The sequence below is a fragment of the Shewanella donghaensis genome (assembly GCF_007567505.1).
GTDB lineage: Bacteria > Pseudomonadota > Gammaproteobacteria > Enterobacterales > Shewanellaceae > Shewanella > Shewanella donghaensis.
On sequence record NZ_CP041783.1, the window covers coordinates 2,685,894 to 2,700,436 of the forward strand.

The 14,543-nt window shown below is 42.3% G+C and carries 12 protein-coding genes; 7 read left to right on the forward strand and 5 right to left on the reverse strand.

The window, feature by feature from the left end; translation table 11 throughout:
* Nucleotides 1-63: 63 nt before the first annotated feature.
* The 5 genes from FPK91_RS11500 to FPK91_RS11520 all read left to right on the forward strand — a co-directional run bounded on the left by FPK91_RS11500 (nt 64) and on the right by FPK91_RS11520 (nt 6,208).
* Nucleotides 64-2,241: a type I secretion system permease/ATPase gene (locus FPK91_RS11500; RefSeq protein ID WP_144211386.1), complete on the forward strand. Its 2,178-nt coding sequence runs from the start codon at nt 64-66 to the stop codon at nt 2,239-2,241.
* The gene (locus FPK91_RS11505) at nt 2,238-3,551 is read left to right on the forward strand and encodes an HlyD family type I secretion periplasmic adaptor subunit (RefSeq protein WP_144211387.1); all 1,314 of its coding nucleotides are present in this window, start codon (nt 2,238-2,240) and stop codon (nt 3,549-3,551) included. Before FPK91_RS11500 ends, FPK91_RS11505 begins: the two co-directional genes overlap by 4 nt.
* A gap of 38 nt (nt 3,552-3,589) precedes the next feature.
* A complete protein-coding gene (locus tag FPK91_RS11510; protein ID WP_144211388.1) occupies nt 3,590-4,885 on the forward strand; it encodes a TolC family outer membrane protein in 1,296 nt (431 codons plus the stop codon).
* Between the two features lies 1 nt (nt 4,886).
* Nucleotides 4,887-5,486, forward strand: coding sequence for an OmpA family protein (locus FPK91_RS11515; protein ID WP_144211389.1), 600 nt, complete (start codon nt 4,887-4,889; stop codon nt 5,484-5,486).
* Between the two features lie 170 nt (nt 5,487-5,656).
* Entirely contained in the window at nt 5,657-6,208 is a 552-nt protein-coding gene (locus FPK91_RS11520) for a thioredoxin family protein (protein ID WP_144211390.1), read from the forward strand.
* An 85-nt stretch (nt 6,209-6,293) separates the two neighbouring features.
* On the opposite strand, the gene FPK91_RS11525 is transcribed toward FPK91_RS11520, so the two are convergent.
* Nucleotides 6,294-7,220: a Ppx/GppA phosphatase family protein gene (locus FPK91_RS11525; RefSeq protein ID WP_144211391.1), complete on the reverse strand. Its 927-nt coding sequence runs from the start codon at nt 7,218-7,220 to the stop codon at nt 6,294-6,296.
* Nucleotides 7,221-8,519, reverse strand: coding sequence for an ATP-dependent RNA helicase RhlB (gene rhlB / locus FPK91_RS11530; protein ID WP_144211392.1), 1,299 nt, complete (start codon nt 8,517-8,519; stop codon nt 7,221-7,223).
* 153 nt (nt 8,520-8,672) lie between these two features.
* On the opposite strand from rhlB, the gene trxA reads away from it, so the two are divergent.
* Together trxA and rho are read left to right on the forward strand one after the other, a co-directional pair.
* Nucleotides 8,673-8,999 (forward strand): thioredoxin TrxA, encoded by a 327-nt coding sequence (trxA, locus tag FPK91_RS11535; protein ID WP_144211393.1) that lies wholly within the window; start codon nt 8,673-8,675, stop codon nt 8,997-8,999.
* Nucleotides 9,000-9,337: 338 nt separating this feature from the next.
* Nucleotides 9,338-10,603 carry a transcription termination factor Rho gene (gene rho, locus FPK91_RS11540; RefSeq protein WP_144211394.1) on the forward strand — a complete coding sequence of 422 codons (1,266 nt, stop codon included), beginning with the start codon at nt 9,338-9,340 and terminating at the stop codon, nt 10,601-10,603.
* 123 nt (nt 10,604-10,726) lie between these two features.
* Here the strand turns inward: rho and nrfD are convergent, their stop codons facing one another.
* The 3 genes from nrfD to phsA are packed head-to-tail and all read right to left on the reverse strand — an operon-like array spanning nt 10,727 to nt 14,532.
* Nucleotides 10,727-11,674 (reverse strand): NrfD/PsrC family molybdoenzyme membrane anchor subunit, encoded by a 948-nt coding sequence (nrfD, locus tag FPK91_RS11545; protein ID WP_102436993.1) that lies wholly within the window; start codon nt 11,672-11,674, stop codon nt 10,727-10,729.
* Nucleotides 11,671-12,243, reverse strand: coding sequence for a 4Fe-4S dicluster domain-containing protein (locus FPK91_RS11550; RefSeq protein WP_144211395.1), 573 nt, complete (start codon nt 12,241-12,243; stop codon nt 11,671-11,673). Before FPK91_RS11550 ends, nrfD begins: the two co-directional genes overlap by 4 nt.
* Before the next feature lie 12 nt (nt 12,244-12,255).
* Entirely contained in the window at nt 12,256-14,532 is a 2,277-nt protein-coding gene (phsA, locus tag FPK91_RS11555; protein ID WP_144211396.1) for a thiosulfate reductase PhsA, read from the reverse strand.
* Nucleotides 14,533-14,543 lie beyond the last annotated feature (11 nt).

Here is a 14,543-nt window from a genome sequence, read left to right on the forward strand (position 1 = left end):
ACCATAAATTAAACTTAAGAATGGCTAAAAAATAATAAATGCAAAAGGATATGTGCCATAAAAATGCCAGCGACTAATAGCAGTACCAAGCAGACAGGACATGATTCACTCGTTAATATTCTAATATTGGCGAAAGATCATTTTGCTTTGCCGATTACCGAAGAACAAGTGCAACAAGCTTTGCCTGAAAACGATGAGCTCACACAAACGCTGATCCCGGCATGCGCACAAATTCAAATTGATGCAGCACTGCAAACTATCGATAGTAAACATTTAGCCTTACCTGCCATTATTGTCGATGAGCGCCAACACGCTTTTCTTATCACTCATCAACAAGATGGTCAGTTTTTCTTAATAAATTCATCAGGAGAGAAATCTACTGTTTCCAAAAAATTATTCACCACCAGCTTCAATACTAAGCAGAGCGTCTGTTGGTATATTCAACCCATCGAACACCTAGATGAACGCGGAACAGAGCACCATAAAGATACCTCTCGTCATTGGTTATTAGCCGCTTTTGATGAAGTAAAACCTTTCTACGCCAGCTTCTTAATTGGATCGTTAGCGATAAACTTACTCGCTTTAGTAACACCATTATTTACCATGAATGTTTATGACAGGGTGGTCCCTAACCAAGCAATAGATACCCTGTGGGTCTTAGCCAGTGGTGCGTCTATTGCTATTGTTTTTGACTGGTTGCTGCGCCAAGCAAGAACCAGACTGGCTGACGTCGCAGGCAAACAAGTGGATATCAGATTATCGACTAAACTATTCCAAAAAGTGGTGGGAATGCGGCTTGAAAACCGTCCAGCCTCAGCGGGCGCTTTTGCAAAACAGTTACAAGAATTCGACAGTATTAGAGATTTTATTACTTCAGTGACATTAGTGACCGCAGTAGATTTACCTTTCACATTGCTATTCTTAGTATTAATAGCTTGGCTAGGTGGTGTGATGGTATTTGTACCACTGACTTGCATGATAGTACTGATTTTACTCAGCATCTTTATGCAAAAAAGACTCTCTGTCACCATTGAAGAGTCATCAAAACTATCAACTCAGCGCCAAGCACACTTAATTGAAAGCTTAAATATGCTGGCTGAAATAAAGCAAAATAACGGTCAAGCCAAAGCTTCACGTATTTGGAATGAAACCGTTAGCAGCCTAGCTGACTGGCAAAATGAATCGCGTATTAGCTCCAATACCCTTAGTCATAGCGTGATGAATTGCCAACAATTAGTGTCTATTGGTCTCATCATTACTGGGGTATATCAAATTCACCAAGGCAATTTAAGTATGGGCGGCTTGATTGCCATCGTCATGTTAAGTGGCCGCGCATCAAGCGCGATAAATCAAATTGCCATGTTGTTACTCAAATTCCAGCAAACTCGTTCGGCGATAACTTCAGTTGACTCGATTTTGAATATGCCACAAGAAAATCAGCAGCAATCCTTGAGTGTGTCGCAACTCCCCTTTGATGGTAGTTTTACCATGCGTAACGCCAGCTTTAGCTATCCAGAACAACCCCTAGCCGCTTTTAATGACGTAGCATTAGAAATAAAAGCAGGTGAAAAAGTTGGATTTTATGGCCCTGCGGGTGCAGGTAAATCAACCCTATTAGCGCTCATTGCAGGACAATACCAACTCAGCGAAGGTCAACTTTTTTATAACCAGCTCGAAGCGCAACAATGGTCAATTCAACGATTACGCGACAACATTGGCCACATGGGACAACAACCTAACCTTGTCTATGGCACCGTCCTAGATAATTTATTATATGGGGTCGGTAAAGTTGATGAAGCACTGCTAGCAAAAACCATGATGAATACCGGTATAGATAAACTCATGGACAGGCTAGGAAGCGGACTTAATAGTCAGGTCGGAGAGTTTGGTCGACAGCTCTCAGGGGGTCAACGTCAGGCAGTATCATTGTGCCGCACATTACTACGTCAACCTAAGCTGCTAATTCTTGACGAACCTACTAGCGCGATGGACGAGCGCAGTGAGACACAAATTATTAGCAGCTTAAAATTAAATACAGCGGGCACCACGGTACTTATCTCTTCTCACAACCCTAAAGTACTCAGTTTATGTGACCGGATTATCATCATGGATAAAGGCTGTATTATTGGAGAAAAACAACCTCATGAATTTTTAGAGACGACTAAACGGCGCATAAAAGCTGTTAATGTACGTACCAACCACCCCCCAAATAAGAGTGAAAGCAAGGAGGCATTGTCATGAGTGCTAATCTGCATATACAACAACTTGAGGGGGCGAAACGTGCCAACAAAGTCATCTTACTCACCTTCGCATTATTATGTGCCACATTGGCGTGGGCCGCTTTTGCTACTTTAGAAGAAGTGGTTGTAGGTGAAGGTAAAGTTGTGCCAGCAACGGCGGTACAGCAGATAGAAAGTTTAGATGGCGGCAGTTTAAAAGAAATCTTGGTTAAAGAAGGTGACACTGTCACCGCTGGGCAAACATTATTAGTGATAGATGAACTGCGCTTTGCCTCTGCATTTCATGAAGCCAGACTCAATAGCGTCGCGCTAAAAAACCAACTAACTCGCCTAGAATCAACCTTAGAAAGTGTCATTATTGATGCAACTCAGCCGTTATGGTTTTCTCAGGTTCAAGTTATTCCACAACAATTTGAAATTGCTGATTTTGCCAGTAACAGACGGGCCCAAGCAATTTTCCGATCCCAACTATCACAACTCATTTCACAACTTGACCAAACGGCGCAAATCGTAGAGCAAAAACGCCAAGCAAAAGAAGAAGTGTCGATTACTATCGAAGCCCAAACGAGTGGCTTAACCCTAGCTCAGCAAGAGATCCGTATGACCCGTGAAGCGGTTACTGAAGGCGCTGTCGCTGAGTTAGAGCTATTAAAACTTGAACGAGACGCAGTGCGACTTCGAGGGGAATTAGCAGCGTCCAAGGCCAGTGAACGCCAAATACAGGCAGCAATTAGCCAGGCGGTTGCAGAAAGACGAAACGTTGCGCTCGATTTTATTAACCGTGCCACCGATGAGCGTAATAAAACCAGCAATGAACTGTCAGCATTAACCGAAAATATGAAAGCCCTAGCCGATAGGCTTGATCGAACACAAATAGTATCGCCAGTGGCGGGCAGCGTATCAAATATTTTAGTGAAATCTGCCGGCCAAGTTGTCGAACCGGGTCAGGTCATCATGGAAATTGTGCCCCAAGGTGATCAACTCATCATAGAAAGCCACATAGACCCTAAAGATATCGCTTTTGTACATAAAGGACTGCAAGCAATGGTCAAGTTTACCGCTTATGACTTTGTCATTTACGGTGGTATTAAAGGCGAAGTCATTTATGTTAGCTCTGACGCACAACAACTTGATGATGGCACGACTTATTATGAAGCCCATATACAAACCGATGAAAACCAATTAAACGGCTGGCCAATTATTTCTGGGATGCAGGCATCAACAGATATATTGACAGGCAATAAAACTGTTTTAAGTTACTGGCTTAAGCCGCTACTGCGTGCAAGGGCAAATGCGCTAAGAGAACCGTAAGGCACTCTAAAGGTAGATAATATTAAGGTAAGGATACTATGCAAAAACTGTTACTTATTTCTGCGCTGGTTATTTCCACTCAGGCTCAAGCACTGACATTGGAGCAATCTGTCGCCGAAGCGATAAACCATCACCCGCGGCTGCAACAAAAGTATGCCAGTTTCGAAGCTGCTGTACGTTACAAAAAAGCGGCTGTGGGAGACTACTTACCCCAAGTTAAACTCTATGGCGGTATCGGCTATGAAGAGGTTCGTTACAATAGCGGACGACGGGTTGATACCGATTTAGACCGCACTGAACTGGGTATTAAAGTATCACAGTTATTGTTTGATGGTTTTAGAACGACCTCAGAAATTGATCGCCTTGAGTTTGAGCAAGAAGCGGAACGATTCGGCTTAATATCTGAAGCAGAAAACCTTTCTCTGGAAGTGGCGACGGTGTATTTAAATTTAGTTCAAGCCGATAGAGTGGTTCGCTTAGCCGAGCGCAATATCGCTGAGCATGAAGATATCTTAAAAGATATTATTTTAAGGCAAGCTAAAGGCTTAAGCAGTGAGTCTGACGTAGCTCAAGTTAAAGCCCGCGTTGCCACCAGCCAATCAGGTTTTCTCGCTGCTCGAAATCAACAAATGGATTTACAAGCTAAGTATTATGATCTTGTCGGGCAATTGCCAAACGATTTACATGATGCCAAGCCTGATTTCAGCTACGTGCCAACCTCATTAGCCTTAGCATTAGAACAAGCTGTAAAAAATCATCCTGAAATTGACGCCGCCATTAACGATACCCAGGCGGCTAACTCACAATACGCACGAGAAAAAAGTGACTACTGGCCCAAGTTATCAATCGAACTACAAGCCAACATGAACGACAACATTGGCGGTATTGAAGGGCCTGATGAAGATGCCCGAGCCATGCTAATGCTCAGTTATGATATCTATAATGGTGGATCAACTAATGACCGAGCAGAAGCTGCGGCATGGCAAGTTCAACAAGCTAAATCAATTCGTCAACAAACAGAAAAACAAGTCATTGAAGGCACCCGTTTAGCGTGGAACTCATTTGATTTTGTCGGACAGCAACGGAAATTCTATCAAGTTAATGTGGATCAAGCCGTCAAAGCTGAGCAAGGGTATCAACGCCAGTTTGAGCTAGGAAGACGCTCGCTGCTTGATGTACTCGATGCAAAAGTTGAAGTGTACCTCGCTCGTAAAAACTACCTCAGCGCCTATTACAATTATCATATTGCCTCTTATCGATTAATTAACGCTACAGGGCAGTTAATTGAATCATTTAGAGTGGATACCCCTACACAATGGCAAGAGGAAAAATAATATGAAGTACACTTATCTCATTTCCGCTTGTCTAGCTAGTCTATTACTGACAGCGTGTATTGATACCCCCAAGCCTGCTTGGGTAGAACAACAAACAAGAGACTTAACAGATACCGATACTGACGGTGTGATTGCCGCACGTGATTTATGCTTAACAACACCTGATGGTTCAGTCATTAGCAATGATGGCTGCGAACGAACCACCACAACCGACAAGCGAGCTAGTCGAGTAGTGATGTTTGAATTTGATAAACACCAACTTACTCGTTATGAATCAGAACGACTGGCTAAAATGGTTGATGCAGTGAAACATTTCCCTGATGCGAAAATATATCTTATTGGTGACACCAGTCCAGAAGGTAGCGATGCCTATAATCATCAACTAGCACAAAAGCGCGCAGCAGAAATCACCCGACTGATTGTTAACCAAGGTGTTGAGCAACAACAGATAACAACACAAACCTATGATGAGTCAAATATGATCCCTGCTGCGATGAATGGGAGAGAACATAGATTGGTCGCGGTAGCAAAATGGCAAGAATCGGGTGTTGAAAAAGCCTGGCATATATTTACCACAGAGAAGAATAATCCGACTTACTAAGTTTAAATGCTCACTATTGCAAAACAGACCGACGGATTTGGGCAAGTTCAAAGTTATGTTTGAATTATTGCCCATGTTAGTGATCTAGCTAACAGCTAGGTAATATTCAACTTCACTAACTTAGGCTTAAATGATTGAATCATTTTATTCTTCTTTCGTGAGGCATTATCATGCATAACAGCGTTAAAACAATTTTAGCTACAACCGCCATTTTCTTTGGCAGCCACTTGGTTGCTGGTTCAGCGATAGCTGACAGTGGTTGTTCATTTGATGAAGAACAAGCAGGCTTCATGGCAACATGCAGCGAGGAGAAAAAAGAAGTGATTATTACCGGACTTGTTGATATTTCAGCACTTGAAAAAGATTTACCGGGTTACGCTGCAGAGTATGAGCAATATCAAATTGATGCAGCAGCATTAACTGAATTGAAAGCGGTAACCACACCAACAAATATCGTAGTGATTATTGGTACTTGGTGTCCTGATTGCCATCGTGAAACTCCACGTTTCATGCGCCTTATCGAAGAAGCAGCTAATCCGAATATTACCGTGACTTACATCGGTATTGACCGCAGTAAAGTTGATCCAGAAGGTCTAGCGGCTGCATATGAATTCACCCGTATTCCAACCTTTATCATTGAGCAACAAGATGAAGAAATTGGCCGTATTGTAGAGCGTCCAACTGTGTCACTCGAACAAGACTTATTAAACATCTTGAAATAAGAACCTAATATTTCAGACAAATAAAAACGGGATCATATGATCCCGTTTTTTGTATTCGATGTTTACATCCAAAGACACTAAATCATTAAGCCACTCTTGCAGCCAGCATACTTAGTACCCCTTCACGCAACGCTCCACCCGATAGATTCAGCGATTCAATATCCAACAATTCGAATAGAGCGATTAAAATCGCAATACCTGAGGCAAATGTCGGTGCTTTTTCAGCAGATAACCCTTGGATATGATGCAAAGACTCATTCTTTTGTGACAACACTTCATCTCTAAATCGATAAAGTACGCTTAAAGTAATGATGTCCGATAAATCTCGGTGATTCAGAACAGAAACAACTGATTGCACTGCACCAGATGCACCAACAACCCCTTGCCATCCCAACTGTGACAGCTGTTGTAAATGGGGTTTAAGGGCAACAAGCACTGCGGCCTTAGCCTGTTCAAAGTCACTCAACAGATAGGGCGTTTGCTTGAAAAACTGTTGATTAAAGCGCACGCAACCAAAATCGAGGCTGGTTTTAAAGAGTACTTCATTGCCGTTACCAACAATAAACTCAGTACTGGCGCCGCCAATATCAATCACCAAGCGCTGACCATCACCTTTTGTCGTGGCGGCCATACCTTGATAAATTAACTCAGCTTCACGCAAACCGCTAATGACTTCAATCGGGTGCCCTAAAATAGGCAATGCCCGTTTGTGAAACTCATCAGCATTACTGATCACACGCAAAGTTGCTGTGGCAAATACTGCCACATGCTCAGTAGATACTTGATGTTTCTCAAGCATCTCAGCAAACATATTTAAACAATCTAATCCACGAACTAAAACAACTTCGTCAAGACGGTTATCAACTCCAATACCTTCAGCCAAACGCACTTTACGTTTGTACTTCGCAATAATAGTTGGCTGGCCGTCAATAGTTTGAGCGACCAACATATTAAAACTATTTGAGCCGAGAGTTATCGCGGCATAAGCTGGAATAGGAGCAGTTACTGTCATTTACGAATGTCTACGAGTCCTTTGAGGTGGACGACCACCACTACGATGAGCACCACCATTACGAGAACCATCTCTAGAGCGCGAAGTTGGCGGTTTACGATGGATACGTACAGGTGGTGGCAAATCATCTAACAATGCTTCGCGATCGTAATTAGTCACAGGAATTGAGTGCTGAACATAACCCTCAATCGCCGGTAAATTCAGTGCATACTCTTCACAAGCAAAACTCACTGAAACACCTGTACGGCCTGCACGACCTGTACGACCGATACGGTGAACGTAATCTTCACAATCATCTGGTAAATCATAGTTATAAACATGAGATACATCAGAAATATGTAAACCACGCGCCGCAACATCAGTTGCAACTAACACATCAAGATCACCTGAAGTAAATTGCTCTAAAATGCGAATACGTTTTTTCTGAGGTACATCACCGGTTAATAAACCAACACGATGACCATCACCCTCTAACCATGACCACACCTTTTCACAACTGTGTTTGGTGTTAGAAAATACGATAGCCTTTTCTGGCCAATCTTCTTCCATTAATGTCAGAAGCAAACGCATTTTATCTTCGGTTGAAGGATAGAAAATTTCTTCTTTAATATTCTTTGAGGTTTTTTCGCCAGGAGAGACTTCAACTTTTTCTGGATCATTCATATGATCGTAAGCTAATTCCTGAACCTTCATTGATAACGTTGCTGAAAACAACATATTTAAGCGTGATTTAGCATCAGGCATACGTCTAAACAAGAAACGAATATCTTTAATAAAACCTAAGTCGAACATGCGATCAGCTTCATCAAGCACAACAGCTTGAATTGAATTAAGACTGATAACGCCTTGGCGTACGTAATCGATAATACGACCCGTAGTACCAATTAATATATCAACACCAGCATCAAGTACTTGGCGTTGAACATCATAACTTTCACCACCATAAACAATACCGACTTTTAAGCCCGTATGTTTTGCAAGCAACTTAGCATCTTTAGCAATTTGAATCGCAAGTTCGCGAGTCGGCGCCATGATGATTGCTCTTGGCTGATTAATCTGACGACCTTCTGGCACCGCAACTGTGAGAAGGTGGTGGAATGTGGCCACTAAAAAAGCCATTGTCTTGCCAGTTCCTGTTTGTGCCTGGCCTGCAATATCTTTTTGTTGTAATAAAATAGGAAGAGATAACGCCTGAATTGGCGTACAAAATTCAAAGCCATTTTCGTCTAAAGCCTTTACTACCTCTGGTTTTAGAGGGAAGTCGGCGAATCGTTGTGTAGATAAATGTGTTTCGCTCATAGTGCAAGCATACCCGTTAGTGTTGCAAAAAAAGACGCGATCGTTTGAAATAGCTACATTAATAGAACGGTCACTTGAAAAGCTATTTAACCGTCCCAATATACATGGTAAGCCATTAATAAACTAGCAATGGTGCCAAATCTGGAGATCTACATGAGCGAAAAAATTGTATACCTAAGCGATGACAGCTTCGAAGCCGACGTCATTAACTCAGAATTACCAGTACTGGTAGACTTCTGGGCAGAGTGGTGTGGTCCTTGTAAAATGATTGCCCCAATCTTAGACGACGTGGCTGAAGAGTACGCTGGTAAGTTAACCGTTGCTAAATTAAACGTTGACCAAAATAATGTTTCACCTGCTAAGTACGGTGTACGTGGTATCCCAACATTATTAATGTTTAAAGGCGGCGAGTTAGTTGCAACTAAAGTCGGTGCTTTATCAAAAACTCAACTTAAAGAGTTTATTGACGCACAAGCTTAATCAAGCATCAAAAAATTCGCAGCATTGTTATTTAAATGCTTAACGAGCTAATCCTGTTAGCTCGTTGTCATTTGTAAAACTAAAGCGTTTTAGTTTATTTAACAGTTATCAAATTTATAAATCTGCGTATTTTAAGCTTGAATAGTGATAATCGGCACAATATATGAACAATTTGTGCCGTTTTTTCGCTAAATTTCTGGACGCATCGCAGATATAGTGCTAATTTATTCATCAGATTTTCAACCAAACCCCTACTCGCTTATCAATCGACTATTCAATTTCGTAATATCCAAAGATTGATTGCAGTAAGCATCGTCGCGTAATACAAGACCCCCAAAATGAATTTAACTGAATTAAAAGACACGTCTATATCAGACCTAGTTTCTCTAGCTGAAAATATGAAACTAGAAAATATGGCTCGTGCTCGCAAGCAAGACATTATTTTCTCCATTTTGAAAGCCCACGCCAAGAGCGGTGAAGATATCTTTGGTGGTGGTGTTCTTGAAATCCTCCAAGATGGTTTTGGATTTTTAAGAAGCTCTGATGGCTCCTATTTGGCAGGCCCTGATGACATCTATGTCTCTCCTAGCCAGATCAGACGCTTCAATATGCGTACTGGTGATAGTATTTTTGGTAAAATTCGCCCACCGAAAGACGGTGAACGTTATTTTGCACTGTTAAAAGTTAACGAAGTTAACTTTGACAAGCCTGAAAACTCTCGCAATAAAATTCTGTTTGAAAACCTTACCCCTCTGCATGCTGAAGAACGTATGCGCATGGAACGTGGTAATGGCTCAACAGAAGATATTACCTCACGTATTTTGGATTTATGTTCTCCAATAGGTAAAGGTCAGCGTGGTTTGATTGTTGCCCCACCTAAAGCGGGTAAAACCTTATTACTTCAAACAATGGCGCAAAGCATTTCATACAACAACCCAGAAGTTGTTTTGATGGTATTGCTAATCGATGAACGTCCTGAAGAAGTAACTGAAATGCAACGCATGGTTAAAGGCGAAGTTATTGCTTCTACCTTTGATGAGCCAGCAAGTCGTCACGTTCAAGTTGCTGAAATGGTCATCGAAAAAGCCAAGCGTTTAGTTGAGCACAAAAAAGACGTGGTTATCTTATTAGATTCAATCACTCGTCTAGCACGTGCATACAACACAGTAATTCCATCATCAGGTAAAGTTCTTACCGGTGGTGTTGATGCTAACGCATTACATCGTCCAAAGCGTTTCTTCGGTGCTGCACGTAACATCGAACATGGCGGCAGCTTAACCATTATCGCAACTGCGCTAGTTGATACTGGTTCTAAGATGGATGAAGTCATTTACGAAGAATTTAAAGGTACTGGTAACCAAGAGTTACACCTTTCTCGTAAAGCTGCTGATAAACGCGTATTCCCTGCAATCGACTTTAACCGTTCAGGTACACGTCGTGAAGAGAAACTAACAACGCCTGACGAACTTCAGAAGATGTGGATTTTACGTAAAATCCTTAATCCTATGGATGAAGTGACTGGTATGGAATTCCTTATCGATAAATTGGCAATGACCAAAACTAACGATGAGTTCTTCACTGCAATGAAACGCGCTAAGAGTTAATTCTCTTATCGTTTCAGTAAAGTAAACTGAATACAAAAATGCCGCTAACTGAGTTAGCGGCATTTTTATTGGGTTATACTTTTTTGTTTTATAAATGGATTGTTAGTTTCATTAATACCTTCACTAGCTAATATAACTTTGCCCGGCATAAACCACGAAGTGTCTTAGTGCTAATACCCCTAATATGGTGCTACACGACACCGTAATTAAAAAGCCTTTAGTATGCTTCCAGCTTTTGGGTGATAAAGTGCTGGCAAGAACAGGAACCACTAGCCCTAATCCCACAACACCAATCCAGAATACACTCGCCCAAGCACCTGTCGTTATTGCAGAGGTTGCTGCTTGCGCTGCTGGTCCTGAAAAGTTGAGCCCGACAAATAACAATACTAAACAAAGCGCTTCATTAAATGCCACGGGGTATTCAATACGGTGAACTTGCTCAATGCAATCTGATTCTTTCTTACTAAAGAACAAAGTCGCCACCAAAATATTACCCGCTGAGCCCACTGACAATGATGATGCTAAGAATAACGCCGGTAACACCGCAGTATTTAGTATCGGATAACTGATTAACGCCGATAATAAGAATCCGGTATACACTCCCACACCCAACGCTAACGCAAATATCAGTTTATTTAAGCTACCTTCGACTTTACGACAAACGTTTATCACTCCCGCTAACCAAGGTGCAAAGCGTATAACCTGCTTATCAAACACTAATATCGCGAACACAAACACCAATGGAATGTAAACCATTAGCGCTAATACTCCCCATGCCATCACAGAGGTAAAATTATAGTTGAGCAGGATATGATAAAACTCAAACGGCTTAGTTAAATCAAGTACCAACAACGCCATACCTAAACAAATCGCAGCAGGACCCAGTACCGCAGCAGCTTTGATAACAGGCAAGCCTTCAGTAGGCAGACCTCGGCTTTGCTTGTACCATTTTAGTCCTATAGCCACCAGCATTGAACCTGCTGATAATCCTGCCATAAATAAATACACTGCGATTATCCAATTCCAGACAACCGGATCATATTGCTCCATTGAGCCCCAGATATTATTCATGCTTTAATCCCCCCTCTACGGCTAGGAATACGATAGACCCTTGGCTTAGTGCCAAGATTCGCCTTGTGCTGATAGTGCTGTTTAGTATCAAGTAACTTACTCACCTCAGACGTCAGATCATTGGCATCACCAAAGGTTAACGCTTGGGTTGGACATACACTCACACAAGCAGGATCTTCACCTCGCGCTAAACGCGATTCTTTACAGAAATCACACTTATCAGGCGCTTTGGTTTCAGGATTAATGAAGCGTACTTTGTAAGGGCACGCTGCCACACAATACAAACAACCAACACATTTACCTTCGTTGATAGACACTATTCCGTCATCATTTACGTAAGCTGCACCAGTCGGGCAAACCTTCACACAAGGTGCATCTTCACATTGCTCACACGAAACACGATTGTACTTAAAATGTAAGTTTGGGAAGTTGCCATAAGGCCCTTCTACTCGAACCTGAATACGAGTCACCGACTCAGGGACATTATTTTCACTGCGGCAAGCTACGTTGCAAGCTTGGCAGCCAATGCACTTGTTTTCATCGTGCACAAGAACATAACGTTTAGTCATAATGAACTCCGCTTAAATCTTAGCTATTTTGACGCCGGTGTTATGTAGATTCATACCTGTAACCGGAGCAGTAATATCGGGAAGAAGGTTGCCACAATGAATACCTTTGCCAGTGGCACGAGCAAGCTCTTTGTTTTTAGAACCACAACCCATATAAGCAAACACGGTGTCAGGTCGAATACCCGGTGTCACCAATGCATGGCCTTCTTCACTGCCAGTGTCGTTATAAATCCGAATAGCATCCCCAGTGGATATATTCAATAACTCAGCAGTCACGGGGTGGATCCACAGGGCATTGTCAGACATGAGATTGGCTAACATCGGTACATTTTGAGTGGCGGCGTTGGTATGAACAGCGACTTTACCTTGGATAAAAAATAGCTCATCCGCTTTTTTCATAGTCACTTCTCGGAACTTAATAATTCCGCGACCCGGTGCCATTTGTTCCACTTTGTCGGAGCTCAGTTCAATCTTGCCGGTAGGTGTTTTAAAGCTCATGTGGCTAGCGTAAGTTTGATCCTCATCAGGGGTTTTAGCGTTGGGGTAATCAGCGACAAAATCTTGCACCATACTCGGCTCACGTAACATAAGAGGTTTACCGTAGCTCACCCAACCGTCACGTTTGATTTTGTTCAACAGGGCAACATCTTTATCAACTTGGAACAGTTGCAATGTTTCCATTGAATCCCAAGGAAAAAAGTCGCCTTGACCTAATTTGTTGGCTAATTCTTTCCAAATTAACCAGCTTGGTTTGGTATCACCAATGGTATCAACCACTTTTTGACGCACGTAGTAAGCAGGATTTTTACCTGACTTATCGACAATTTCTTCGTCACGCTCAAGGTAAGTTGATTCAGGCAAGAAGATATCGGCGTAGGCAGCACTTTCACTGATGTAGATATCACAAGCCACAATGAATTCGAGTTTCTGCATCGTCTTAACAATACGCGCTCTGTCTGTCATGGTTTGCATTGGGTTAGTTCGGCTCATAACCCAACCATGAAGCTGGTAAGGTACGGCGTCTAAACTGGCATCCAGAATCGTTTGATATATTCCACCAGATGACCACAATAAAGAATACTGCTCATCGACCATATCGATACGTTTAGCATCAATCTTAGGCATATTTTTTACGCCAGGTTTGGCTAACGTTGGTGCAGCCTTTTCACCAGCAAATTTGTTGTATTTCGACGCTTTTTTACCGAAGTACAGACCACCTTTACGCTCAATGTTGCCAATCAATACATTGGCAGCATAGATGGCGCGGCGCATTTCAAACTCTTCAGTGGTGAACGAAGAACGATGGCCAAAATCAACAAGTGCATGCGGTGCAGCTGCGGCATATTCGTGAGTAATACGGCGGATATCTTCAGCAGGCACATCAGTAATCGATTCCGCCCATTCCGGCGTATAGGCCTGCACTTCTTTAGCAAAATCTTCAAAGCCCGACACATATTGCGCGACAAAATCTTTATCGTATAAATCGTCTTTTATTAAGGTATGGCAAATTGCCAATGCTATGGCGACATCGGTACCCGGTTTAATGGCATACCACTCATCCGCTTTGTCAGCCACAATTGAAAAACGAGGTTCGAATACCACTAACTTAGCGCCCTTTTCCATTTGCGCATTCATCATGCCTCGTGTTTCAGACATGTTGATGCCTTCATACAAGTTATGACCAAAGTTAATAATGTATTTTGAGTTGCTTAAATCACGCTTGGCTTTAGTGCCAAACATTGCTTTAGCTGCGACAACATAACCAGCAGGACAAGTTGATGCATGGGTGAACGTATTAGGGCTGCCAAAAGCTTTAGCAAGATGAAATAGATGTCCTGACAAGGAGCCAGATTTAGAAGAGAAAGCGACCGATTCAGCGCCATGTTTAGCTTTAATCTTATTAAGATTTTCAGCGATGATAGAATAGGCTTCATCCCATTCAATTTCAGCCCATTTACCTTCGCCACGCTCACCAACACGCTTTAGCGGTTTAACAATACGCTGCTTATCATAAAGCTGACTATGGCCTGCTCCACCACGGGCACAAACCGCACCGCCATATGACTTAGCATTTTTGTTACCTAAAATAGAGACGTTTTTGCCATTAACAACACGAGCCGAAATAGGACAGCGCGTAGAACACATTTCACAGATACTAGCGACTGATTCTTCACTTCCGTGTAGCTCAGTCTTACCAAGGGCAGCAATAGAACCAGGTAAGGTTGCAAATGCACACCCTGCGGTTCCTGCTCCAACGCCCTTGATAAAGGTTCGTCGATTTAATTTCATGGTTTATCTCC

Coding starts and splice junctions, on each gene's coding strand:
- trxA (WP_144211393.1), top strand. CDS start 8,673: ATGAGCGAAAAAATTGTATACCTAAGCGATGACAGCTTCGAAGCCGAC.
- FPK91_RS11525 (WP_144211391.1), bottom strand. CDS start 7,220: ATGACAGTAACTGCTCCTATTCCAGCTTATGCCGCGATAACTCTCGGC.
- FPK91_RS11505 (WP_144211387.1), top strand. CDS start 2,238: ATGAGTGCTAATCTGCATATACAACAACTTGAGGGGGCGAAACGTGCC.
- rhlB (WP_144211392.1), bottom strand. CDS start 8,519: ATGAGCGAAACACATTTATCTACACAACGATTCGCCGACTTCCCTCTA.
- phsA (WP_144211396.1), bottom strand. CDS start 14,532: ATGAAATTAAATCGACGAACCTTTATCAAGGGCGTTGGAGCAGGAACC.
- FPK91_RS11500 (WP_144211386.1), top strand. CDS start 64: ATGCCAGCGACTAATAGCAGTACCAAGCAGACAGGACATGATTCACTC.
- FPK91_RS11510 (WP_144211388.1), top strand. CDS start 3,590: ATGCAAAAACTGTTACTTATTTCTGCGCTGGTTATTTCCACTCAGGCT.
- FPK91_RS11520 (WP_144211390.1), top strand. CDS start 5,657: ATGCATAACAGCGTTAAAACAATTTTAGCTACAACCGCCATTTTCTTT.
- FPK91_RS11515 (WP_144211389.1), top strand. CDS start 4,887: ATGAAGTACACTTATCTCATTTCCGCTTGTCTAGCTAGTCTATTACTG.
- rho (WP_144211394.1), top strand. CDS start 9,338: ATGAATTTAACTGAATTAAAAGACACGTCTATATCAGACCTAGTTTCT.
- nrfD (WP_102436993.1), bottom strand. CDS start 11,674: ATGAATAATATCTGGGGCTCAATGGAGCAATATGATCCGGTTGTCTGG.
- FPK91_RS11550 (WP_144211395.1), bottom strand. CDS start 12,243: ATGACTAAACGTTATGTTCTTGTGCACGATGAAAACAAGTGCATTGGC.